The sequence below is a fragment of the Paractinoplanes aksuensis genome (genome assembly GCF_024137025.1).
GTDB classification, from domain to species: domain Bacteria; phylum Actinomycetota; class Actinomycetes; order Mycobacteriales; family Micromonosporaceae; genus Actinoplanes; species Actinoplanes aksuensis.
The window spans coordinates 134,133-157,804 of sequence record NZ_JAMYJR010000030.1; the positions used below are offsets into that span (position 1 = coordinate 134,133).

Annotated in this window: 20 protein-coding genes; 6 read left to right on the forward strand and 14 right to left on the reverse strand. The window is 72.2% G+C overall.

From position 1 onward, the window contains the following. The first annotated feature begins 70 nt into the window (after positions 1-70). Together M1L60_RS27430 and M1L60_RS27435 are read left to right on the forward strand one after the other, a co-directional pair. Positions 71-1,033 (forward strand): DUF1996 domain-containing protein, encoded by a 963-nt coding sequence (locus tag M1L60_RS27430; protein WP_253240411.1) that lies wholly within the window; start codon positions 71-73, stop codon positions 1,031-1,033. Beyond that, entirely contained in the window at positions 1,030-1,737 is a 708-nt protein-coding gene (locus M1L60_RS27435) for an anti-sigma factor family protein (RefSeq protein WP_253240412.1), read from the forward strand. Before M1L60_RS27430 ends, M1L60_RS27435 begins: the two co-directional genes overlap by 4 nt. A 192-nt stretch (positions 1,738-1,929) precedes the next feature. On the opposite strand, the gene M1L60_RS47210 is transcribed toward M1L60_RS27435, so the two are convergent. The 10 genes from M1L60_RS47210 to M1L60_RS27490 all read right to left on the reverse strand — a co-directional run bounded on the left by M1L60_RS47210 (position 1,930) and on the right by M1L60_RS27490 (position 12,186). Then, the gene (locus M1L60_RS47210; RefSeq protein ID WP_256517154.1) at positions 1,930-3,597 is read right to left on the reverse strand and encodes an NB-ARC domain-containing protein; all 1,668 of its coding nucleotides are present in this window, start codon (positions 3,595-3,597) and stop codon (positions 1,930-1,932) included. 151 nt (positions 3,598-3,748) lie between these two features. Further along, positions 3,749-4,819 carry an MSMEG_0565 family glycosyltransferase gene (locus M1L60_RS27450; RefSeq protein WP_253240413.1) on the reverse strand — a complete coding sequence of 357 codons (1,071 nt, stop codon included), beginning with the start codon at positions 4,817-4,819 and terminating at the stop codon, positions 3,749-3,751. Then, positions 4,816-5,640, reverse strand: coding sequence for a carbon-nitrogen hydrolase family protein (locus M1L60_RS27455; protein ID WP_253240414.1), 825 nt, complete (start codon positions 5,638-5,640; stop codon positions 4,816-4,818). The genes M1L60_RS27450 and M1L60_RS27455 overlap by 4 nt, the downstream gene beginning before the upstream one ends. Beyond that, complete coding sequence (locus M1L60_RS27460) at positions 5,640-6,461, reverse strand: carbon-nitrogen hydrolase family protein (RefSeq protein ID WP_253240415.1); 822 nt, start codon at positions 6,459-6,461, stop codon at positions 5,640-5,642. The genes M1L60_RS27455 and M1L60_RS27460 overlap by 1 nt, the downstream gene beginning before the upstream one ends. Before the next feature lie 190 nt (positions 6,462-6,651). Further along, on the reverse strand, positions 6,652-8,088 hold the full coding sequence (locus tag M1L60_RS27465) for an MSMEG_0567/sll0787 family protein (RefSeq protein WP_253240416.1): 1,437 nt from the start codon (positions 8,086-8,088) through the stop codon (positions 6,652-6,654). A 79-nt stretch (positions 8,089-8,167) separates the two neighbouring features. After that, positions 8,168-9,220, reverse strand: a complete 1,053-nt coding sequence (locus tag M1L60_RS27470; RefSeq protein ID WP_253240417.1) for an MSMEG_0568 family radical SAM protein — start codon at positions 9,218-9,220, stop codon at positions 8,168-8,170. A 5-nt stretch (positions 9,221-9,225) separates the two neighbouring features. Then, entirely contained in the window at positions 9,226-9,738 is a 513-nt protein-coding gene (locus M1L60_RS27475) for an MSMEG_0572/Sll0783 family nitrogen starvation response protein (protein ID WP_184950449.1), read from the reverse strand. Between the two features lie 12 nt (positions 9,739-9,750). After that, a complete protein-coding gene (locus M1L60_RS27480) occupies positions 9,751-10,554 on the reverse strand; it encodes an amidohydrolase family protein (RefSeq protein ID WP_253240418.1) in 804 nt (267 codons plus the stop codon). Positions 10,555-10,618: 64 nt separating this feature from the next. After that, on the reverse strand, positions 10,619-11,911 hold the full coding sequence (locus M1L60_RS27485; RefSeq protein ID WP_253240419.1) for an MSMEG_0569 family flavin-dependent oxidoreductase: 1,293 nt from the start codon (positions 11,909-11,911) through the stop codon (positions 10,619-10,621). After that, positions 11,908-12,186: an MSMEG_0570 family nitrogen starvation response protein gene (locus M1L60_RS27490; protein WP_253240420.1), complete on the reverse strand. Its 279-nt coding sequence runs from the start codon at positions 12,184-12,186 to the stop codon at positions 11,908-11,910. The genes M1L60_RS27485 and M1L60_RS27490 overlap by 4 nt, the downstream gene beginning before the upstream one ends. A 253-nt stretch (positions 12,187-12,439) precedes the next feature. Here M1L60_RS27490 and M1L60_RS27495 point away from each other — a divergent pair, with 253 nt between their 5' ends. Next, entirely contained in the window at positions 12,440-13,066 is a 627-nt protein-coding gene (locus tag M1L60_RS27495; protein ID WP_253240421.1) for a class I SAM-dependent methyltransferase, read from the forward strand. Here the strand turns inward: M1L60_RS27495 and M1L60_RS27500 are convergent. Together M1L60_RS27500 and M1L60_RS27505 are read right to left on the reverse strand one after the other, a co-directional pair. Next, positions 13,033-13,689 (reverse strand): response regulator, encoded by a 657-nt coding sequence (locus tag M1L60_RS27500; RefSeq protein WP_253240422.1) that lies wholly within the window; start codon positions 13,687-13,689, stop codon positions 13,033-13,035. The two genes, M1L60_RS27495 and M1L60_RS27500, sit on opposite strands and share 34 nt — an antisense overlap. After that, positions 13,686-14,780 carry a sensor histidine kinase gene (locus M1L60_RS27505; protein ID WP_253240423.1) on the reverse strand — a complete coding sequence of 365 codons (1,095 nt, stop codon included), beginning with the start codon at positions 14,778-14,780 and terminating at the stop codon, positions 13,686-13,688. Before M1L60_RS27505 ends, M1L60_RS27500 begins: the two co-directional genes overlap by 4 nt. A gap of 154 nt (positions 14,781-14,934) precedes the next feature. Between M1L60_RS27505 and M1L60_RS27510 the strand changes: the two genes are divergently transcribed. The 3 genes from M1L60_RS27510 (at position 14,935) to M1L60_RS27520 (ending at position 20,660) form a co-directional block, all read left to right on the forward strand. Next, the gene (locus M1L60_RS27510; RefSeq protein ID WP_253240424.1) at positions 14,935-15,234 is read left to right on the forward strand and encodes a DUF6223 family protein; all 300 of its coding nucleotides are present in this window, start codon (positions 14,935-14,937) and stop codon (positions 15,232-15,234) included. A 190-nt stretch (positions 15,235-15,424) separates the two neighbouring features. Continuing rightward, positions 15,425-18,280 carry an Hsp70 family protein gene (locus M1L60_RS27515; protein WP_253240425.1) on the forward strand — a complete coding sequence of 952 codons (2,856 nt, stop codon included), beginning with the start codon at positions 15,425-15,427 and terminating at the stop codon, positions 18,278-18,280. Between the two features lie 133 nt (positions 18,281-18,413). After that, on the forward strand, positions 18,414-20,660 hold the full coding sequence (locus tag M1L60_RS27520) for an Hsp70 family protein (protein WP_253240426.1): 2,247 nt from the start codon (positions 18,414-18,416) through the stop codon (positions 20,658-20,660). A gap of 321 nt (positions 20,661-20,981) precedes the next feature. On the opposite strand, the gene M1L60_RS27525 is transcribed toward M1L60_RS27520, so the two are convergent. Both M1L60_RS27525 and M1L60_RS27530 read right to left on the reverse strand, forming a co-directional pair. Beyond that, positions 20,982-21,614: a YoaK family protein gene (locus M1L60_RS27525; RefSeq protein WP_253240427.1), complete on the reverse strand. Its 633-nt coding sequence runs from the start codon at positions 21,612-21,614 to the stop codon at positions 20,982-20,984. Positions 21,615-21,693: 79 nt separating this feature from the next. Beyond that, positions 21,694-23,619, reverse strand: coding sequence for a Xaa-Pro dipeptidyl-peptidase (locus M1L60_RS27530; RefSeq protein WP_253240428.1), 1,926 nt, complete (start codon positions 23,617-23,619; stop codon positions 21,694-21,696). Positions 23,620-23,672: the final 53 nt, after the last annotated feature.

Below are 23,672 nucleotides of genomic sequence, written 5' to 3' on the forward strand. Positions count from 1 at the left end.
CCGTCGCCGCCGCGCCGTTCACTCACGGCGCGGCGGCCCGCGGGGGAGCCGGTCTGGGTATCGTCGAGGCATGTCGATGGCCTCGGCGCGGCGGGTGATCGCTGTCGAAGCGGTGCTGGCCGTGGTGCTGCTGGTCAGTGCGGCCGCGATCTACTTCGTCCGGAACTCCTGGGGGCCGTACTACACGACGATGGACGACGCCGAGGCCGTGCCGGCCGCGGTCCGGCCGGTGGCGGGGGCGTCCACCGGGTCGTACGCGTGGGACTGCGGACGCAACGAGCGGGGGCACCGCAACACGGCGAACATCGTGGTCACGCCGGGTAGACCGGGGCCGGTGCATCACCTGCACGACTACATCGGGAACCTGGGCGTCCAGGTCGACTCGACGGTGGCCGATCTGGCGGGAAAACCGACAACTTGCTCCAACGGTGACGCCTCGACCTACTACTGGGCCGTGCTGCGACTTGCCGGGCCGAGCGACAATGAACACGGCGGGCCGGTTCAGGTGCCGATCTCGCTGACCATGACCTACCACGGCAACCCGCTCGGGCCGGTGCTGCCGATGCCGCGACTGCTGCGCGCGGCCGTCGGTGACGCTTACGCTCACACGAACGGCGGCGCGCTCGCCCGCAGCCGGTGGACCTGCTCCGACGCACCCGAAAGGCAGACCATGAAGTATCCGCTCTGCGACGACGGTGCTGCCGTGGTGCGGATCTTCGACTTCCCGAGCTGCTGGGACGGCCGCCAGATCGACAGCGTCAACCACCGGCAGCACGTGGTGTTCCCGGTCACCGGCGGCGGCTGCCCGGTCGGCACGTTCGCCGTCCCGCGGCTCCAGATCACCATGGCGTACGCGGTACCACCCGGCACCCGATACCAGATCGACGCGTTCGACGACCAGGACCACGACCCCGCCACCGACCACGGCTTCCTGGTCAACCTGATGCCCGACCCGGTCATGGCCCGCGTCGTGAAGTGCCTCAACAACGGCCAGGCGTGCGACGAGACCGCGACAAAACGGACGGCCCAATGAGCGCCGCCGAGCACGCCGACATCGCCGGCTACCTGCTGGACACGCTGACCCCCGAGCAGCGCCGGGCCACCGACGAGCATCTCGCCGTCTGCGCCGAGTGCCGCGACGAGGTCGAGTCGCTGCGCGAGTGGAGCGCCGCCCTGGAAGCAGTGCCCGAGCCCATGCTGCTCGAAGGTCCACCCGACGGCGGCGACCTGCTGTTGCAGCGCACGCTGCGTCAGGTGCGCACCGAGTCGACGTCCCACTACCGCCGCCGTACGGCCCTGGTCTCCTCGGCCGCCGCCGTGCTCGTGGCGGTGGCGATCGGCGGCGGCGTCCTGGCCGGGCGCACCACCGCCCCCGAGACGCCGTTGGCCCAGCCCACAGCCACCGCGTCTTCGCAACCCACCACCATTCCGGGCACCCGCACGGCGACCGCGGTCGACCCCACCACCGGCACCCGCATGACGGTGGCCGTGGCCCCCGCCGCGGGCTGGGTGCGGGTCAACGCCGCGGTCGCGGGCATCCCGGCCGGCGAACGCTGCGTGCTCGAGGTGGTGGCCAAGGACGGCTACGTCGCCCAGGCCGGCAGCTGGCTGGTCTCGCCGGCCGGCGAAACCGGCGGCACCACCCTGAACGGCAGCGCCCTGGTCGCCCCCGAGGACGTCGCCTCGGTCCGAGTCGTCAACACCGCCGGCAAACAGTTCGCCAGCGTCACCATCTGACCGATGGGGGCGGACCGCCCGGATCTCGCCGCCGACACCGCACAGCTGATCACCCTGGCCGAACTGCTGCGACCCGCCCCACGACGCCCGCACCACCGCCGTCTCGTGTTCAGCCGCGACTGACCGCCGGGGCCGATCGGAGTTCGCCGGCCTCGGCCGGTCTCGCTCGGCGTGGTGGCGGGGCGACTGTCGTCAGAAGAGGGTCGGGGGCTGCTCCAGGACGTCGGGGGCGCCATCGAGATGGCGGGCGAGCCGGGCGCCGAGGTCGGGCCGGCCGTGTGCGGTGGCGTGGGTCGCCATCGCGGCCAGGGCCGGGCGTTCGGTGTCGAGCCAGGTCAGCGCGGCGGCGGGATCGGTCAGATCGGGCGCGGGGGTGCCGGCCGCAGCGGTCGGGCTGGGTTCACGGGCGTGTCCGGCGGGGAGCGGTTCGTGCGTGGGTGCGGCTGCGACCGACGCTCGGGGTGGTGGGTGCAGGGTGTTGTGGGCGGCGGCGCTCGCGGTCAGGTAGTAGTCGAGGAGGCGGGTCAGGGCGGCCTGGCGTTCGGCTGGGGGGTCCTGGTCCTGGGCTCGGGTTGCGGCGTAGGCGCGTACCAGGTCGTGCACTGTGTAGCGGCCGGGGGTGGGCTCGTGGATCAGGTGGTCGGTGCGCAGGTGGTCCAGCCAGGTGCGGGCGGTGGGGAGGTCGGCCCGGGCCAGGGCGGCCACGGCGTACGCGTCGAAGTCGGGGCCGGGGTGCAGGGCGGCCAGCCGCAGCGCGCGTTGGCCGGCGGGGGACAGGTGGCGGTAGGAGAGGTCGAGCGCGATCTCTACGTCGGAGTCGAGGCGGCGGTCGCGGTGGCGTTCGCTGAGGCGGTCGGCGTGGTCGGTCAGGGTCCAGCCGGGGCTGGTGGTGATGTGGCCGGCGACCAGGGTCAGGGCCAGGGGCAGGTGGCCGCACTGCTGGGCGATCACGGCGACCGCTCGCGGATCGGGGCCGACCGGCACGCCGGGTACCGCACCGGACAGGAAGCTCGCCGCTTCGTCGGCCGTGAACACCTCGACCGGCACATGGATGACCGAGGGCAGCCCGGTCAGGTGTCGGCGACTGGTGATCAGGGCGACGCAGCCGGGAGCGGTCGGCAGCAGTGGGCGTACCTGGCCGGAGGTGGCGGCGTTGTCGAGAACGACCAGGGCCCGTACGCCGATGAGCTGCTTTTGATAGGCCGTGGTGAGCGCGTCCAGGCCCTTGGGGATACGGCTGCCGGGCACCCCGAGCAGCCGCAGGAAGCCGTCGAGCACGGCCGACGGGTCGGCCGGGGGCTGCTCGGCGTCGGGGTGGAAGCCGCGCAGGTCGACGAAGAGCAGCCGGTCGAACGGCTCGTGCCCGTGCAGCCGGTGGGCGGCGTGGACGGCGAGCCGGGTCTTGCCCACACCGGCCATCCCCTCGAGGGCGACCACCCCTGCGGCCCGGGCCGCTGACAATCGACCGAGTTCCTGGCGACGGCCGGTGAACCCGGGGAGGTCGGGCGGGAGCTCGCCGTGGACCCGCACCTGGGAGACGGCCTCGATCTCGCCCGCCACCGCCCGCAGGGCCAGGCGCCACCGTCCCACGTAGGCCTCGTCGGGGTGCAGGGCTCGCGCCACGGCCAGGACGAGCTCGGTGTTCATCCGCCGCCGACCGGCCTGGAACGCGTGGGCGACGGTGGAGCGCCGGGCCAGGTCGGCCGGCTTGCGTCCGGCCGCGGACCAGGCCGCGTTGACCCGCTCCTTGATCGTCTCGTAGGACGGGTCGCCCGCCTCGATCTTCAGCAACCGCAGGCGTTCGACCAGCTCGTCGAGGGAACCGGCCCCGGCCGGGTCGGGCAACGGGGGCGGCGGCATCGCCAAAGGTTAATGGCCGTCCAAGTTCGTCCGAACTTCGGTCGCGGGATCGTCACCACCATCACACTCGACCGCGGCCGGTCCCGCGCTTCACTCCCCCAGCAAGCGCGGGACCGGTCCCGTGCTCACGCCTGCTGACGGGGGCCGGCCGTCAGGCCTCGGTGAGGTGAGGGGACGACAGCGATTCGTAGAACGCGACATGCCGGCGGGCGGCAGAATCCCAAGTGTGGGCGGCAGCCAGGGCTCGGCCGCCGTCGCGGCGGAGCGGGTCGGGTTCCCCCACGGCCTCGAGCAGGGCCGCGGCCAGAGAGGACGGGTTGTGGCCATAGTGCACGGCTGGCCCGAAGACCTCGCGAAGCACCGGCAGGTCGCGGACGACGACGGGGACGCCGGCGGCCAAGGCCTCCATGGCGGCCAGGCCGAAGCCCTCCTTGGTGGACGGGAACGCGAAGGCGGCTGCGCCGGCGACCAGCGAAGGCAGGCTGTCGTGGTCGACCGGGCCGAGCACCGTGGGCGCGATGTCGAGGGCGGCCGCCTGTCGGTCCCATGCGGCGCGATAGTCGCGGTAGTCGAACAGGGTTTCGCCGCCGGCTATGACCAGGCGCAGGTCGGGGCGGGACGTGCGCAGTTCCGCGTAGGCGGCGAGCAGGTCGAGCGAACCCTTGCGCGGCTCGATGCCACCCACCGACAACACGTACGGATGCTCGCCGCGCTGTGGGACGGCCGAGGCGAAACGCTCGTAGTCGACGCCGTTGGGGATGACCATGGGGGACAAGCCCCAACCGGCCGACAGTTCGGTGGCGACCGCCGACGACACGCAGATATGGGCGTACGGGCGGATGATTGCTCGTTCGTGACAGGCGATCAGTTCCGGGGTCGTGAACTGATCGAGGTGGTGCACGGTGCGCACACAACGGTCCACGGCGTTGGCACTGATGCAGTCTTGCGCGTGCACGATGTCGTACGCGGAAGGGGTGAAAGCCTCTCGCAGCAGCGCGATCGAGCGGACGATGCGCGCGCCCACGCTCTCGCCGGCGCGATCGGGGAACGGCACGACGGCCAGGCGCACCCGCGGGTCGACCGCACGGAAGAAGCCGCCGCCGCGGCCGAGGGTCCACACGGTCACCTCGTGATCGAGCGCGGCGAGCGCCTCGGCCAGCGCGAGCGTGTGCACGACGCCGCCGCGCGGGCGGGTCGAATAGGTCAGCAGCGCTATTTTCACCGGTAGGCCTCCGGGCGCAGTTCGCCCAGGTGGCTGAGCACGCGGCGGGCGCCGGCGATCTCCGCCTCGACGTCGAGCTCGGCCACCGCCAGACCGGCCTTGGCCCACGTACGGGCCAGGACGTTCCCGGCCGGGCCGACCACCTTGGCCTGGCCGAGGAAGCGCATGCCGCCGGCCGCGCCGGTCTGGTTGGACGACACCACGACGATCTGGTTCTCGGCCGCTCGGGCGCAGTCGTACAGGTCGAACAGGCGGGACTGCCTGTCCTGCGACATCTTGGGCGCGGCGTTGGTGAGGCTGGCCGGCCACGCGGACAGGCAGGCCACGATCTGGGCGCCGTCGACGGCGAGCGTGCGGGCCGACTCGGGGAACGTCTTGTCGTAGTCGATCAGCATGCCGATCCGGCCCATCGGGGTGTCGAACGAGGCGAAGCTGTTGCCGGCGCGATAGATGACGCCCTCGGCCGCGGGCAGGTGCACCTTGCGATGGCGGCCGAGCACGCCGTCGCCGGTCAGGCAGACCGCGGCGTTGTAGCGGTCGTCGCCGTCGGCCTCGCAGAAACCGACGCAGACGACCATGTCGCGGGCCGCCGCTGCGATCTGGTCGAACAGCGGGTCGTCGGGTTTGAGCGCGGGCGGGAACGCGGACGGGTCGGGGTGCCGCAGGTCGGCCAGGTAGCCGCCGAGGGCGGCGTCGGGCAGCACGAGCAGGCCGACGCCGGCCGCGCGGGCGTCGCCGATCAGCTTGCCGATCCGGCCGAGGTCGTGGTCGAGGTCGCGGCCGAAGTGGGCGGCGACGGCGGCGACCCGGATGGCCGGCATCAGGCGGTGGCGTACGCGGCCGGCCGGCGGTCGCGCAGGTGGCCCATGTAGCGGCGGGCGTCGGTCAGCGCGCCGGCCACGTCCACGGTGGCCACCGCCATTCCGGGAGCACAGCCGGTAGTGGCCAGGACGTCACCGCCGGGGTCGACAATCTTGGCGCTGCACACGAACCGTAGCGAGCCGAAATGACCGGCCTGATTGGCCGAGATCCACACGACCTGGTTCTCGAGGGCGCGGGCCCGGTCGAACAGATCGAACCGCCGCGTCCACCGGTCGTCGGCCAGGTCGTCGGGGGCGTTCGTACGGCTGCCCGGCCAGGCCGAGACGCACACGATGATCTCGGCGCCGTCCAGGGCCAGCGAGCGGGCCGACTCCGGAAAGGCCTTGTCGTAACAGATCATCAGCCCGAGCCGGCCGACCGGCGTGTCGAACGCGGCGAACGAGTCGCCCGACGAGTAGCTGGCGTCCTCGCGCAAGGGCTGGTGCACCTTGCGGTGGTTGCCGAGCACGCGGCCCTCGCCGACACAGACCACGCTGTTGTACCGGGTTCCGTCGCCCGCGTCCTCGCAGTAGCCCGCGCAGACGACCATCTCGCCAGCGATGTCGGTGAGCCGCGCGATCTCGGGGCCGTCCAGCCGCAGGGCCGGGGGCAGTTCGGCCTGGCCGTTCAGGTCGGCCAGATAACCGCCGAGGCAGGCTTCGGGCAGGGCCAGCAGCCGCACGCCGTCGGCCCGGGCCGCCTCGACCAGCTTCTCGACCCGGATGAAGTCATCCTCGAGATCACGGTCGAACGCCTCCGCGACCGTCGCCACCTTGATCATGCTGTACCTCCTGCGATGTCCGTTACCGTCGCGCTGTCCGTTCCTGTGACGTCGCGCGCCTCCGCCTGCGTGCAGTGGCTTGCGCCGCAGCTCCAGGGGGCGCTGTTCACGCTGCGGTTCCCATGCCCGTGGCGCCGCGCGCCTTCGCCTGCGTGCAACAGCTTGCGCCGCAGCTCCACGGTGGCGCTGTTCACGCCGCGGTCCCCATGCCGGTGACGCCGCTGGTCAAGGCGATGGTGAGTTCGCCGTCGGGCCAGCGCAGGCGTACGCCCGCACCTGCCACCAACTCGCCGCAGTTCGCCCCGACCGCCGGGCCTGAGGACGCCGCCCCCGGCGACGTGGATGCGGCGGAATCGGCGGCCGCCGTCGCAGGTCCGGATGACGCGCGCGCGTTCGCCGCCGCCCCGGGCGCATCCGTGGTGAGCATGGCGAAGCCCGGGAAGCAGGTCAGCCAGTCGCCCACCGTCGCGGCGGCCGGACGCGGCACCGCGGCCACGTCCAGGACGGCGCCGCAGCCGCTGGCCTCGGTGAGCATGCCGAGCGTCCCCACGATCCCGGCCATCGACACGTCCTTGGCCGCCGCGGGTCGGGTGGCCGCCACGTACCCCTGCATCTGCCGCAGCTCGGCACCGGTCCGCCGACTGGTCGAATCCCACTGCCGCCCCTGATAGCCGGGTCGCCAGCCCCCACCGAGATCAGCCGTCAGCCGTACGCGATGACCGGGCCGCCCGCCCCCGCCGGGCACCGGGTTCGCCGCCCGCCCGAGCGCCGTCGCCGAGAGTGCGGCCGGCACCCCGAGCTGTGTGTGACCGCCCAGGACCGGAATACCGTACGCATCCGCCGCCCGCTTGAGCCCGCCGAGGATCCGGGCCGCGTGGCCGGCGTCGCGCGCACCGACCGAGTTGAGCAGCCCGACCGGCGTCGCGCCCATGGCCGCCAGGTCGTTCACATTGACCAGAACCGCGCACCACCCGGCCCAGTCCGGGTCGCGTTCGACCATCGACGGCAGGATCGCGTCGCACGCGGCGATCAGATCCGTTCCCGGTACGGGGGCTCCGTCGTCCCCGACGAACCCGGCGCCGCCCGGAGCGAGCCCGTCGAGCAGCCCGCCCAGCGGGTGCTTGGTCGCCGCGGCCAGGGCGGCGATCCGCCCGATCGGCCACCGCATCAGGTGGTGCGGCCGTCCGGCCACGGTGACCGCGCGCACCGCCTCCCACCCGAGCCGCTCGAACATGCGACGGAACCGAAGCTGAACGGTGGCGTCGAACCGCAACGCCCCCGCCTGCTCGGCCGCCGCACACGCGGCGTGGATGAGCGCGGGCCCGATCCGCTGCGCGCCGCGCACCGCGGGATCGACCACCAGCCGGCCGCCCTGCCACCACCCGATGTCCGGCCCGTCCGTGGCCGGCCCCAGCCGCACGCCCCCGAGCAGTTTGCCGTCCGGACTGCGCGCCTCGAGCACTATCGTGCGCGAATCGTCATCCCGATCGTCCAGATCGCTCGTCGCGAACAGTTTCTGCTCGTCCACGAACACTTTCCGGCGCAGTCGGTAGTAGTCGGTGCGCGTTCGCGCAGGCTCGATCAGAAACCGCGGCGACCCGAGCAACGCCGGAACAAGCTCAGTCACGCCGCACCTCCGGCAAAGTCACGCGAGCGACCCGCACGCTCGCCCATCCGCGCGTCGCTGCTCGTCGGCGAGTGGCGGGTCATCCGCCGGCCGCCTGGAGGACGCCGCAGGCTCCGCATGCGGCGCAGCCGGCGGACTGGTCGGCGCCGAGCATCCCGGCCGCCTGCAGCAGCGCCGCCACGCGGGACGAGACGTCTCGTACCAGCGACGGCGCCGGGCCGGCGATCCCGTCGCGCCGGGCCAGCGTGCCCGCCATCGGGCGGAAAGGGACGACGAACGGATAGACGCCGCGGGCGATCAGCTTGCGACAACCCTCGACCAGCTCGTCCGGGTCCTCACCCAGGCCGATCAGCAGATACGTCGAGACCTGATTGCGGCCGAACACTTCGACCGCGTAGTCCCAGGCCGCCTCGTACTCGGCCATCGGCACCGAACCCTTGCCGGGCATCCACTTCCGGCGGATCTCGTCGTCCAGGGCCTCGGCGTGGATGCCGATCGACACCGCGCCCGCCTCCCGCAGCTCGCGGAGGACGGCCAGGTCGCCCGGCGGCTCGATCTGCACCTGGATCGGCAGGCCGGGCACGGCTTCCAGCACGGCGCGTACCGAGCGCACGAGGTTGCGCGCGCCACGGTCGGGGCCGGTGGTGGTGCCGGTGGTCATCACCATCTGGGTCACGCCGTCGAGGCGTACGGCCGCTTCGGCCACCTCGGCCAGTTGCGCCGGTGTCTTGGCGGCGACGGTCGCCCCGGCCCGCAGCGACTCCTCGATAGTGCAGAACCGGCAGCGCTGCTCCTCGGCGTACCGGATGCAGGTTTGCACGACTGTCGTCGCGAGCACGTTCTTGCCGTGCAAACGCGCAATTTTCTCGTACGGAATGCCGTCGGATGTGGTGAGGTCGTAGAACTGCGGGCGGTGCACGACCGACAGGGACAACCCCGTGTCGGACTCGCCCAGCCAGAGCTTGTTGTCGCGTACCTCGTACGGGCTGTGGGGGTTGATCGGAAGGGCGGCATTGCCCCCGTCGATCACGAGGTGGCCGTCGTCGCTGGGGCCGGCCCCCGCCGGGCGGCGCACGGGTGTGGGCACCCGCACGCCGCGGACGGCGAGGTCGGCTCGTACGTCGATAGACACGAGGATCAGAGCTGGTAGGTGGAGTTGATGATCGCGCCCTTGCGGGCGTAGTGGATCAGCGCGTCCTGCACGTCGAGCGGGTGCGTCGGGATGACGCCCTCGATCAGGTCCTCCTCGCGGGCGCCGTGCAGCGACAGCCCGAACCGGCAGCAGTAGACCTTGCCGCCCTCGGCCATGAACGTCTTGAGCGAGTTGTTGATGTTGTGCTCGCCCGGGAACGCGCTGGTGCCGGTGGTCGGGAAGCCGCGGGTGGCCAGGCAGTTGAGCGAGCCCGGCCCGTAGAAGTAGATGGCCGCCTCGAAGCCCTTGCGCAGAGCGCGGGTGGCCTGCAGCACGGCGACGAAGCTGACCGACGACTCGTGCGCGATGCCGTGCACGAGCGTGAAGTAGCTCTGCCCCTCCTCGGCCTTGTAGTCGGGGAAGACCTTGGTGCCGCCGTAGATGCTGGAACCCTCGGCCAGCGCCGGGTGGGGGATCTCGTTGAGGCTCTTCTGCTCGAGGTCGGTGAGGTCGGTCATGGTGTTCTCCTTCTAGGCGTACAGCTGGTTGAAGTTGGTCTTGAATACGGCGTCGCTGAGCTCGCGCCCGGCCGCCGCGGCCTGGAGGCGGGCCAGTTCGCCCGCGTGGTCGCCCCACGGTTCGTCGCTCGCGAACAGCACCCGGTCGGCGCCGAGCCCGCGATGGTCGATCTCTTGCGCGAGCCAGCGCGGGGCGAACCCGATGGCCCACGACAGGTCGGTGTAGACCTGTTTGCCGGCGGCGATCCAGTCGAAGAAGCGGCCGCCGATCAGCTTGATGTGACCGCTCATCCCGCCGCCGAAGTGGACCAGGTGGATCTTCACGTCGTCGCCGTGGCGGTCGACCAGTTGCCCGACCTTGTCGATGTCGGACGCGGCGCCGGGCGAGGTGTGCACATGGACGACCAGGTCGTGCTCGCGGGCGGCGGCGAAGATCGGCTCGAGCCCGGGGTCGTCGATGCTCCCGCCCAGCAAGAAGCTGATCTTGAGCGCTTTTACGCCCGGCTCGCCGGCGAGTTTCAGGGCCTTCGTCGTACGGGCGTGATCGTCGGCCTTCGCGCTGACCCACAGCCCGCACCGGATCCGGTCGTCCCGCGCCGCCGCCTCGACCACCAGGTCGTTGAAGCCGAACGCGACGTCGGGATCGGGCACGCCGTAATTGGGCAGGATCAGCGCGCGCTCGGTCTTCTCCCGGTCCAGGTCCCGGATGAGCTCGTCGATGGTGGCGCGAGCGGTCACGTCCGGACTCACCGGCGGCCCGCCGTAGAACGGAAAGGCCGGCAGTACGCCGAGATGGCGATGGGCGTCGTTGGTCATGCTGTGCCTCCTGGGGCATGCCCTCCTGGCCCTACGACCGCTTCGCTCACTCCGGTGCAGTCGGTCATGCCGCCCACTCCAGGTCGGGGTAGGTCTCCGTCGGGGTGCCGGCCAGCCAGCTCACGCCGTCGGTGACGCGCCGGCGCCGGGCCTGGGTGATCCGACCGGCCAGGTGCTCGGCGTCGCGGGCCACCCCGGCGAACCGGCCCGAACCCCAGGTGTGTTGCCATGGCAAACCCAGGAAGTACAGCCCCGGGCAGCTCGTGACCCCGCGGTCGTGGGTCGGGTAGCCCCGGCCGTCGAAGATCGGCACCTCGATCCAGCGGTGGTCGCGGTGGAAGCCGGTGGCCCAGACGACGCTGCTGATCTGCTCGGTCGGCAGCGCCGGCACTGGTACGCCGGGCGTCCACACCGGCTCGTACCGCGGTTCCTCCGGCGCGTCGAGTCCCGCCCGGTCGACGTACGCGTCAATGGCGTTCTTGATCCCCTCGGCCACCGCGTCGGCGTTGTCCAAGTTGCGCGCCAGATCGTCGCCGAACGTCAAGGAAACGCCGTCAACGCTCAGCAAACGGCCATGAAGCTGCATCCCCTGCTGAGCGAACCTGCGCAGATCGATGTCGCGCCCGCCGCCGCGTCCGGTCATGTAGTGGTTGGCCCGCAGCCGCACCTCGTCGGCATCGCCGAAATCGTGCACGCTCTTGTCGTAATGGCCCATCTCCTCGAGCCAGGCCAGCGTGTCCCGGCCCCGGTAGCGACGGGCGGCCCGGGGCGCGCTGCCGACCGCGAGATGCACACGCCGCCCGGCCAGATGCAGATCCTCGGCGATCTGGCACCCGGACTGCCCGGTGCCGACCACCAGCACGTCACCGTCGGGCAGCTGGTCCGCGTTGCGGTACTGCGAAGAGTGCACCTGCACCACACCCGACGGGAACTTCTCGGCCAGCCTCGGCATAGCCGGCCGGTGATAACCGCCGGTCGCGACGACCACTTGGTCGGCGGTGACCCGGCTGTCGCTCGTCAGAAGCTCAAAGGCGTTTCCCGTACGGCGTAGCCGGCTCACCGACACGCCTTCGCGCAGCGGCGGGTCGAAACTGGCCGCGTACTTCTCCAGGAAAGTGACCACTTCGGACCCGCTCATGAACCCGTCCGGGTCGTCCCCGCTGTACGCGTAGCCCGGCAACCGGCACTGCCAGTTCGGCGTGACCAGGCAGAACGAGTCCCAGCGGCGGTCGCGCCACTCGTGCCCGACGCGGTTCCGCTCCAGCACCACGTGGTCGGTGCCGCTCTGCCGCAGGTGCCAGCTCATCGCCAGCCCGGCCTGCCCGCCCCCGATCACGGCGACGCTCACGTGGCTCACGGCTCGATCCCTTCGACGAGGACGTCACCGGCGGGCTGAGCGGCCGCCCGGGCCTCGACCGAGGCGAGGCTGCGGGCGGCGTTGCCGCACGGGAACCCGTACGCCCGGCGCACCCGCTCGCCGGCCTCGGTCAGCGCGGCCCGGCTGGTCGCGACGAAGTCGCCGACCGCCATCCGCTGCCCCACGGCGAAGAAGTCCTCGACCACGGTCGAGGGCGAATAGATCCTCTGCGCTTCGCCGTCCGGCCAGCGCACCAACACATAGCGTTCCGGCATCGCGAACCCCTAACCGGCCCGTCCGCCCAGGTAGGCGGCTGGTGATGGGACACAGTCAAGAAATCGCGCGTTTCCCCGACGTTTCCTCCGGAACAATCCGCCGTTAGAAACACCTCACTTCGGCCCCCGATGACAGCGGTGTTTCCGGTGTGCTGCGGCGTTCGGCGCGGCGGCCTCCGCGTACGCCGAACACCGCCCCGACTACGCGCGGGCCGCGATCCGCTGGGCCCTCGAACCCGCACCCGGCCCCCGCGTGCTCGACCTCGGCGCCGGCACCGGGAAGCTCTCGGCTGCCCTGCCCGGTGACGTCACCGCGGTCGAGCCCGACCCGGCCATGCTGGCCGAACTGCGCCGCGCCCGGCCCGGGACGCGCGCGCTGGCCGGCAGTGCCGAGGCGATTCCGCTGCCCGACTCATCGGTCGACGCGGTTGTGGCGGGCAACGCGCTGCACTGGTTCGACATGACGGTGGCCGGCCCCGAGATCGCCCGGGTGCTGGCGCCCGGGGGAGTGCTGGCCGGCCTGTGGAACGTGCTCGACGACAGCGTCGACTGGGTGGCCGGCCTGGCCCACGTGGCCGGCCCCGCGGTCGTCGGCCCGCGCGACACCCCGGCCGCGTGGCGCGCGGCGATCGCCCACCTTCCCGGCGAGCGGGCCGAGTTCGCGCACGGTCAGCACCGCACGGCCGAGTCGCTGGTCGCGACCCTGGCCACCCGGGCCGGCCTGCTGGTCATGGCCGGGCCGGAACGCGAGGCCACCCTCGACCGCATCCGCGCCTGTCTCACGAGCCGTCCCGAAACGGCCACCGGCCCGTTCACCCTGCCCATGCTCACGTGCGTGGTGCGCGCTCAGCGGTTCGGCGTGACCAGCCCGGACTCGTAGGCGAAGATCACCAGCTGGGCACGGTCGCGGGCATGGAGTTTGGTCATGGCCCGGTTCAGATGCGTCTTCGCGGTCACCGGGCTGATCACCATGCGGGCCGCGATCTCGTCGTTGGACAGACCGCGGGCGGCCAGGGCCACGGCCTCCCGCTCGCGGTTGGTCAGGTGGCGCAGGGCGGCGCCGGTCCGGCGGGGCGGGTCGGCGACATAGCGGTCGATCAGGCGCCGGGTGATCGAGGGGGCCAGCAGCGCGTCGCCCCGGGCCGCCACGCGGACGGCGTGCAGGAAGTCCTCGGGTTCGATGTCCTTGACCAGGAAACCGGCCGCGCCCGCCCGCAGCGCGTGGAACACGTACTCGTCCAGGCCGTAGTTGGTCAAGATCACCACGTGGACATCGGCCAGGGTCTCGTCGGCGGCGATCCGCCGGGTCGTCTCGATGCCGTCGGTCACCGGCATGCGGATGTCGACCAGCGCGATGTCGGGCCGGTGCTGCCGGGCCAGCGCCAGCCCCTCGTCGCCGTTGCCGGCCTCGGCCACCACCGCGATGCCCGGCTCGGCGTCGAGCAGAGCGCGGAAACCACTGCGGATCAGCGGCTGATCGTCGACGAGCAGAACCCGGATCATGGCGTACGGTCCACCGGCAGCACGGCCTGCACCGTGAACCCGCCCTCGGCGCGAGCCTCGGCCCGCAACCGGCCGCCGAGCGCGGTCACCCGCTCCCGCATCCCCAGCAGCCCGATGCCCGGCACCGGCGAGTTATCCGGCGTGGCCCGCCCGTCGTCGTCGACCTGAATGGACACAGCACCCGCCTGATAACCGATCCGGACCGACGCGCTGGCCGCCGCCGCGTGCCGGGTCACGTTGGTCAGCGACTCCTGCACGATCCGGTACGCGGTCCGGTCCACCGCCTCCGGCAGGTCGGGCCGCCGCCCGTCCACCGTGAGCGTGGCCGCCAGTCCGGTCGAGCGAATTTGGCGTACGAGGTCCGGAACGTGCTCCAACCCGTGCGGCGGCGCCCGGTCGTCGTCGCGCAACGCCTCCAGCGTCGCCCGCAACTCCCGCGACGCCTCCCGCCCGGCCTCCCGGATGGCCACCAGCGCCTCGGGCACCGGCTCGCCGCGCCGCCGGGCCAGGTGCACCGCCGCCTCGGCCTGCACCTTGATGACGGAGATCTGATGCGTGAGCGAGTCGTGCAGTTCCCGGGCCAGGTGCAGCCGCTCCTCACCGGCGCGGCGCAACGCGATCTGCTCCCGGGTGCGTTCGGCCTCGTCGGCCCGGCGCTCGGCCTGCCGCAGGGCCTCGCCGGCCGCACCCGCCGCGATCAGCCAGGCCAGTTCAAGAACGCCCCGGGCCTGGTCAACCGCCTCCCCGGCGCCATCCGACCCGGACAGCAGCGCGGCCCCCGGCAGCGCCGCCAGCACCGCAACGCTGACCACCACCGTGGCCAGCCGGTGCCCGGCCCGCACAGCCGAATAAACAGCAACCAGGTATGCCACAGCAAAGACCTCGAAGCCGGCCGCCCGATAGCCCACCGCGCACAACCCCGTGACCACCAACACGGCGAGGGGGTAACGGGTCCGCCCGCCCAGCGCCAAGCCACCCGCGGCGAGCAGCACGAACCCGAGCACGCCGCTGGGCCACCCGTCGAACACCAGGATCGCCGCCACCGCAACAGCGACAACCGCGTCCCGGACGTCGATGCGCGTCCTGCCCATGCGGGCACCATAGCCGGGTCCGGCCCCCGGCGACTCCCACCAACGAAGCAGCACGACTACCACGTACGCGGTAGTCCGCGCGTACCCCCGACGCGGCACCGAATGTCCACAGCGGCACGACGCGCCCAACCCGCCTGGCCACCACGCTCGAAGGATGTATGACCACGAGATCGTCGCCGCTGCCGCCTACACCTTCACTACAAGCCGAATCTTCGCCACCGCCGGCGCCTTGATCGCACTGGCCGGCGTCGTACTCGCCCGGTCCAGCAGCCGCCGCCGAGCCGTGGCCGCGGTGACAGCGAGCCTCATCGGCCTGCTGACCGGCGGGTTGGTGATCGCGCTGGCCGACGGCGGACCGGGTAGCGGAAGCGGCGTCGTGGGCGGTTACGTCGCGCTTGTCCTCGGCCTCATCGGCGCCGGCCTGGCCCTTACCCGCAAGCGCGCTGATCGGTAAGGATCTGAAACTCCGGCCGCGCCGGGCATCCGCTGAACCCACCTGGATGGGGGATCGCGCCGCGCGGGTCGGCGGCCGACACTGCACCCCTATGACTGGGGAGGCGTGGCCGGCGACGGTTGGGCCGCGGGTCGGTGTCAGCGTCGGCCGTGTCAACACGGCCGCTGCGCTATGGGAACCGGGACGCGGTGTGCGGCCGTTGCTGCCCCCGACGTCGTTCGGGCCCGGCCGGCTGGACGCCGTCTTCGGAGCCGTGGCCGCCGAAGTGCACCGGACTGTCGGTCCGGTATCGGTGGACGCCGTGGTGAGCTGCCCGCTGAGTTGGGACGCGGCCGAGCGCGACGCTCTCGCACTGGCGGCCGCGCTCGCAGGGCTGGGCACTGTGGAGGTCGTCGCCGAGCCGTTGGCGGCAGCCTCCTGGCTGGAGGACACGTCGGCCACCGGCTCGGTGCTGGTCGTCGACGTGGGTGCGGTGACGGCCGACGTGACGCTGGTGCGCCGGGTGGCGTCCGGCTTCGAGACGGTCGCGGCCGAGACCGTACGCGGCGCGGCGGGGGAAGCGCTGGATGCGGGGCTGACCGAACTCGTACGCACCTGGGTTGCCGTGGCCGGCGGGCTGGGAGCCTGGTCGCGGTTGCGCCAACCGGCCACGACGCACGACGAGCGGGCCCGGCAAGAACTGACCGCGGAGATCGTCGCGGCCCGGGAAGCGCTGTCGTGGCAACCGAGCGCTGCGCTGCACGTGCCGCTGGCCGACGTGACCGTGACCGTTCCGGGAGCGCAGTTCGAGGCGGTGGCGGCCAGGGTGCTCGAGCCGGTCGTACGAGCCGTCGCGGCGGTGCTCGCCAGGTCGACCGGCCCGGTGACGGTGTTGCTGGTCGGCGGCACGAGCCGGATGCCGTTGCTGGCCCAGCTCGTCGCCTCGGTGAGCGGGTCCCGGGCCTGGCTGGCGCCGGTGCCCGAGCCGGAACTGGTGGTCGCGCGGGGGTGCGCGACCTGGCCGCGACGGGCCCTGCTGGACGACGACGTCCGGTTCACCGTGTACCGGCCCCGTCGCCTGACGCCCGGCGAGTGGGAGTCGCTGCTGCTCTACGCCCACAAGTCCGACCCGGTCGCGGGTTCGCCGGATCCGCTCGCCGAGGTCGAACGGCGGGCCCGGCAGCACTTCGGGGGCAGCGGGGCCCGATCCCACTCGGTCGACGCGGCCCGGCCGTTGACCCGCGGTGCGGCGCTGCGAGTGGTTCCGGAGCTGGACGGGGCCGAGTGCAACCCGCCGAGCGCCGAACTGCGCTGGCAGGAGGCGGTCCATGAGGTCGCGTTCCGGGTTCGGCCGTTGCTCGGTGCCGGGCAGGTGGTTCGTGGTTCCGTGCGGGTCTGGTGCGGGCCGCTCGTGCTGGGCGAAGTGTCGGTCGCGCTGCCGGTGGGCGGTGCGCCGACCGGAGCCGCGCCGCTGTCGCCCGAGCCGATGAAGCGATACCGCCGGATCTTCCCGTCCTACTCCAGCCGCGACCGGGACGTCGTCCGCCAGTTCGTGGTGGCTGCGCAAGCGTTGGGCGACACGTACCTCCAGGACATCCTGACCCTGCGCGCCGGCGAGGACTGGGACCAGCGGCTGCTGGAGCTGATCGCCGAGGCCGACGTGTTTCAGCTCTTCTGGTCGAGCAACTCGATGACCTCACCGAACTGCCGCCGCGAATGGGAACGGGCCCTCGCCCTGCGACGGCCCTCGTTCGTGCGCCCGGTGTACTGGGAGGATCCGCTGCCCCGGGCGCCGCACCTCGACCTGCCGCCGGCCCAGCTCCAAGCCCTGCACTTCGCCAAGGTCCCCGTCCTGGTACCGGCCGCATCGCCGACCGCCGACCAGGCACCGATACCCATGAACGCAGGCGGCTCGTCAGCCGCCGGCTGGCGGACGGCCGGGGACCTGAACGCTGTGCGACAACTATCGGTTCCTCCGCCACCTCCGCTGTTCAAGAGTGATCAATCTTGGGAACTACCGGCTTGGCCGCCTGCTGCGCTTGATATGTCGCCTGAACCGCCGGCGTGGCGACCTGCTGAGCCTGATCGGGGCCCGGAACTTTTTGCGCGGCCGGCTCAGTCGTCCGAGGTCGTCGACTTCGATTCGGCGGGAACCGGTCGGCACAGGGCACCGAGGGGGCAAACCGGTCCGGCGCGGCACGCCGCGGACGACACGGATCCACGCCAGGCGCGGAGTGTTCCACCACCGTTCGAGCCGCAGCGCCGAGTCCGCCGGGCTGCATCCGAAACGCCTGGTTACGACGGTTTCAAACAAGCGTACGGCGGTGTGTCGCCCGCCTACGGCGCTGACGGCACTGATCCGGGCCGCCGGGCTGGGCGCGAAACTCCTCCTACCGACCGTTTCCAGCAGGGGTACGGCGGGGTGTCGCCCACCTTCGGCGCTCCGGAGAGGCCCGCTGAGCGCCAAAGATATGGCGAGCCCACCGCCGGTGGTGCGACCGGAGACGTGCCCAGGGCCTCTGGGAGGCGATTCGGTGGGACGGCGCGCGGCGGTGTGCCGCCGGAGCGGGCCGCGGATCGAGCTCCGGCGGTGGGAAGCGCGGGCAGAGCGTCGGTGGTCGGCCGCGCGGACCGGGTGGCGAGGGCTGAAAATGCGGGCCGGGCGTCGGTGGGCGAGGGAACTGGCCGGGCCACAGTGGGCCGCGCCTCGGCGGGGCGGGCGTCGGTCGGACCGGGTTCCGGGTCGGCCCGGGCCTCGGTGAGGCCGGCGGGGGTCGGGGGACCGGGGCACCGCGACCCAGGGGACCCGCACCGGAAGTTCGACGGGGGTCACGCCGGGAGGCGTGCTCGGCGCCGGGCCGGTTTCCTGTGGCTCGCGACGGGGTTGATCGTCGGGGTTCTGGGGCTCTTGTGGTTGGGTGCGGCGCTCATCGGCGGGAGGGCCGCCGCAAGCATCGTTCTGGGTGTGGTCGCCGTCGTGGCCGGCTCGACGCTGGCGGTCGTCGGCGGGTGGCGGTTGAAGCTCGAGCGCACGGGCCGCAGGGCGGGCGGTGGCCGAGTGCAGTGATCCGGGTCGCTGGGGATCGGGCGTGATCTCCGTCGCAATGAGCGTGATTTCTCCGCTTTGATGGCGGGCTGTCGGCCGAGCGCACCTGATTGGGGGAGGCGCTCAGGCGGCTGGCAGTCGACACTGCTCCCCTATGAGTGGGGAGGGATGGGCGACCTCGGGCGTCACGCGGCTGGGCATCAGTGTCGGCAGCGTCAACACCGTCGCCATCCTGGACGAGCCGGGGCGGGAGCCTCGGCCGTTGATGGTCAACGGGTCGCCGTTGGTTCCCTCGGCGGCGCTCGGGGTGGATGGGCTGCTTCCCGCCTTCGGTGTCGTCGCGAGTGAGTTGCGTGGGGTCGGCGCGGTCGAGACGGTGGTGAGTTGTCCGCTCGGGTGGGACGCCGCGGAGCGTGAGGCGCTGGTAGGGGCGGCTGCGGCGGCGGGGCTGGGTCGCGTCGAGATCGTGGACGAGCCGGTCGCGGCGGCCTCCTTGGTGGGGGACACGCCCTGGGTTCTCGTGGTCGACGTGGGTGCGGTCACGGCGGACGTGACGCTCTTACGCCGTACGCCGGGTGGGCTCGACGTCACCGCCGCGCAGAGCCTGCCGGACGCGGCGGGGGACGCACTCGATGCGGGACTGACCGAGTTGGTGCGGTCTTGGGTGGCGGCATCCGGTGGGTTGCCGGCCTGGGAGCGGCTCGACCGGGCCGAGACGCCCGACGACGAGAACGCGAGCAGCAAGCTGATGCTCGAGATCGTGGCGACCAAGGAGGCGTTGTCGCGGCAGCCGAGCGCGGCGTTGTTCGTGCCGCTGGCCGAGATCGGCGTGACGGTGCCGCGGGTGCAGTTCGAAGCGGTGGCGACCCGGGTGTTCGAGCCGGTGGTGCGGGCGGTCGCGGACGCGCTGACGAACGTGGTCGAGCAGGTCACCGTGCTGCTGATCGGTGGCACCAGTCGCGTTCCGGTGCTCCGGCAGCTCGTCACCTCGGCGGCTGGGCCCTACGCCGTCATCCCGGCCGTGCCATCCCCGGAACTCGTGATCGCCGAGGGCTGCGCCGCCTGGGCCGGCCGGGCCGCGACCAGCCGGTCAACGGACGATTGGGCCGGTCGTGAGGCGGCCAGCCGGCCGGTGGACGGTTGGGCCGGCCGCCACAGCGCGCCGCTGCCCCAGATCGAGCCGTCGGTGGACAGCAGCGGCCGGCACACCCGGCCCGACGGGGGATGGCCGTTCGCCGAAGCACGGCACGGCCGGTCCGAGGAGACCGGCGTCGGTCGGCGCCGCCGGGCCGAATCGCCGGACGATCTGCAGAATTCCGGCGTTTTCAGTACGGAATCCGGCGGCGGGCATCGCCGGGCCGAGCCCGACGGCTCGGAACACGGCCGCCGTCGCGCCGATTCAGGTCCGCCGGCCGATTCCGGTGTCTTCGGCTCCGGACCCACTGGCCTGGCCGATTCCGGCGTCTTCGGCTCCGGGCCCAGCAGCTTGGCCGACTCCGGCGTGTTCCGCGCACCCACTGGCAGCGTGGAGGACTCGGGCGTCTTCCGGTCGGGCGCGGTGGACGGTCAGCGCCGGGCCGAGCCGCCAGGCTCGGAGGACTCTGGTGTCTTCCGCCCCGGCTCCGCAGCACGGCCGGTCGGCTCGGAGGATTCAGGCGTTTTCCGATCGGACGCGGCAGGCCGTCGCCGCCGCGCCGAGTCAGCGGGCTTGGAGGACTCAGCCGTCCACCGATCAGGCGATGCGGCCGGTCAGCGCCGGGCCGCGTCGGAGGATTCTGGTGTCTTCCGGCCGGGGGCGGCGGGCGGTCGCCGCCGGGCTGATTCGGCAGGCTTGGAGGACTCTGGTGTCTTCCGGTCTGCCGCCGCAGCAGGGCCGGGCAGCGTCGAGGATTCGGGCATCTTCCGATCGGACGCCACGAGCGGCCGACGCCGGGCCGCGCCCGCCGGCCTCGAGGATTCGGGCGTGTTTCGGTCGGGTGCTGCGGCCGGCCCGGCCGACTCAGGCGTGTTCCCGGTGCCGAGATCTGGTCTCGAGGACTCCGGGGTGTTCCGTTCGCGCGCGGTCGACGAGCACCCGGACACGACCGGCCGCCGCAAGGTTGAGCTGACCGACGATCCGGAACCGTCGGGTGGTTTTCGCGCGTTCTCCCGTCCCGTCTCCCGGGGCGCCGAGGCCGCCCGGACCGGCGAGCCCGTGGTCGAGGAGAAAGAGAACCGCCTCATGGTGGCCGGCCTGGGTCTCCTGCTCGCCGGCCTCGCCTGGTTCCCCGTTCTGGTCGTAGCCGGCGGCGCCGGCCTGGCTCGCTTCGTTCCGGGTGTTGCGGCCGCCCTGATCGGCGTCGTGCTGCTCATCGTCGGCTCGGGCCGTGCGAAACCCGGGCCGGGCCGTCCCCGACGATGATCGACAAGCCCGGCGGCCGGTGGGCATACTCCGGCAGTCCGGCAGTCCGGCAGTCCGGCAGTCCGGCAGTCCGGCAGTCCGGCAAGACGGTCAGCGCGGCAAGACGGTCAGCGTGGCGCCTGGGCCAGGTAGTTGGCGGCGCGGAAGTACAACTGCCCGGCCGTACGGGATTGGGACGCCGCCAAGACGGTCAGCCCAGCATGACTGGTGGCCCAGCAAGACTGCCGGCCCGGCAAGACTGGCAGGCCAGCAGCCCGGCGAGACCGGCGAGACCGGCGAGACCGGCGAGCCGGTGGTGGGCGGCTGCGCGGTTCGCTTCGGTCAGGCGCTCGGAACGCTGACCCCCGGAAGCAGTGCGAGCGCCACCACTGACGGCACCAACGGCAGCGCCGCGCCGAGCAGCGGGTCGCCCGTGATGGCGAGCGCGCCGACCAGAGCACCGGCCACCAGGGCCAAGATCGACAGGATGCGTACCGTACGAAATTCGGTTCGGCCGTTGGCCAAGCTCTGCATGAGGCTGGTCAGAGTGCCCGTCACGAAGGTGGTCGTCACCCCGGATCGGGCCTCGATGGTGCGCCCGATCACGGTCTGGCAGGCCATCGCCACCGCCGACAGCGCGATGAACACGCACAGCCACAACCGCCCGAGCGGCCGGTCCGCGACGGCGTACCCGGCGAGCACCAGGGCCTGGACCACCGTGGCCACCACGAGCAGAACGCGGGCGTTGCGAACCCGGAAGCCCAGATAGGTGACCAGCGCGAAGGCGACCACGGCCACGCTCGCGCCGATCAACGTCGTCAGGTAGTTCGGCCGCTGGTAGAGCCCGACCAGGATCAGGTTCCCGGTCATGTTGGCCGTGAAGATGCCGCCGAGCTGCAGGAACGCGAAGGCGTCGGTCGCCCCGGCCGCGAACGACAACACGACCGCGACGGCCGGAGTGGTTGCCTTGCTCATCCCCTTGATCTTCGCGACCGGAGTGGGGTGGAGGCAACCCCGTCACGGTGGCCGGCGACCACCGTGACGGGCGGACTCGTCAGGGCAGCAGCGGCTGGAACCGCTGGGGCGCCGACCGGTTGGCCGAGGGCGCCGTCGTCACGGCCGGCGCGGTGGCCCCGGGCGTCGGCAGCTTGCCCACGAGCGGCAGCGTCAGCGAGCTGTGCCGCAGGTCGAGCCGGATGGTGGCGCCGGTCGACTGCGGGGTCGAGTACTCGTTGTCGCTGGCCTGCACGATCAGGCCGAGCACGTGACCGGCGGCGATCCGCTGGTCGGTGGCCTGCAGCGGCACGGTCACGTCGTACCAGCGGCCGGGATGCAGCGGCGTGACGAACCGGAGTGAGACGCGGTGGGCGGCGTCCTGCCAGCCGCGGGTGACGATGGCGTGGTCGCTGGTCACCACGTTCTCGGCCGTGTCGCGGTAGCAGGCGTCGTCGGCGGCGGTCGACGCGCCCCAGCACGACTCGGTGGTCAGCGTGGTGATGCCCTCGCCGCGGGCCTGGTAGTTGACCCGCGTCGCGGTGCCGTAGTCGACGAGCCGGGCCGTCAGCTCGGTCGTCGGCCGGTCGACCTGCACCCGCAACGACACGGCCGGAGTGCCCGAGATGCGTACGCCCTGAGTCAGCGGCCCGGACAGGAAGGCCACCCGGCCCGGTACGGCGGCGCCGGGAGTCCCGACGGCAGCGGCCTCGCTGAGATCGGGGTTGTCGGTCCACGTACGGAAACCGCTGCCGGACCGACCACCCAGCGTGCCCGTCGTCCCATTGCCGTCACCGAGCGCGACCTTCGTCTTTCGCGCCGCGGCGGCGGGCCAGGTCCGCTCGTCGACCCACGTGCCCGGCGCCGTCTCGATGGTGACCTGCGGTTCGCGCTCGATGCCGTTGCGCAGCCCTTGCAGCCAGCGGTCGAACCACTTGTGCAGCGTCTCCACCCACTCGCCACGGCGGATGTCGAACGGGTCGACGTGGCCCTGCTGCGGCAGCCACAGCTTCTTGGGCACGTTCAGCCGGTTCCACCATTGCGCGAACTGCGTGGTCGTCACATTGGTGTCGTTGATGCCGTGCGCGATGAACACGCTGGCCTTCACCCGGTGGGCGTTCGGTCGATAATCGCGAGCGGCCCAGTAGGCGTTGTAGTTGCCGGTCGCGTCGTCGCTGCCCTCGTCGAGCTGCTTCACGACCGGGTCGCAGACCCCGGCCGGACGCCCGTTGACCACCCGGTGCAGATACTCGGGGTAGTCCTCGGACCGCAACACTCCGTTGTAGCGCTGATAGTCGTACCAGCTCGAGATGGCCGAGATCGGCACGATCGTCTCGAGGCCCTCGACGCCGGTCGCGGCCACCCCGTTGGCCACCGACCCGTCCCACGACTTGCCGATCATGCCGGTCCTGCCGTTGGTCCAGCGCGTCGCCACGGCCGGGGTCCCATCGGCGTACGTGGCCCGGCCCCGGCCGTTCAGCCAGTCCACCACGGCCTTGGCGCTGAGCACCTCCTCACGCCCGCCGACGTCCATGCACCCGGTCGACCGGTTGGTGCCGGCCAGGTCGGCCGCGACGAACGCGTACCCACGCGGCACGAAGTAGTTGTCGTAGTACAGCGGCTGCTTGGTGATCGTGCCGTTCGCGTCGTACTGCTTGAGCTCGCTCTCGTTGCCGCGCCCGCAGCACGAGTAGTACGGCGACGCCTCGAGGATGACCGGCACCTTGATCCGCCGGTCGGCCGCCTCACGCGGTCGCACGATGTCGACCGCGACCCGGTCGGGCACGCCGTCGAGGTCGTTGTCCAGAGTGGTGTGCACCCAGACGCTTTCCCGCACGGCGTTCTCGTAGGAGTAGACCGGCACAGTCTGACCGGCCCGGATGTGTGGTGTCCCGGCGGCTTCGGCCGGTGCGACGGCGACGGTCAGTGTGGCCCCGACCCCCGCCACGACGGCGACAACAAGCCCGCGCATTCGTAGCCCTGACATCGACGCATCGTATTACGTCGATGGCTTGGCGCGCCCCGGTCGAAAGCGCGTGA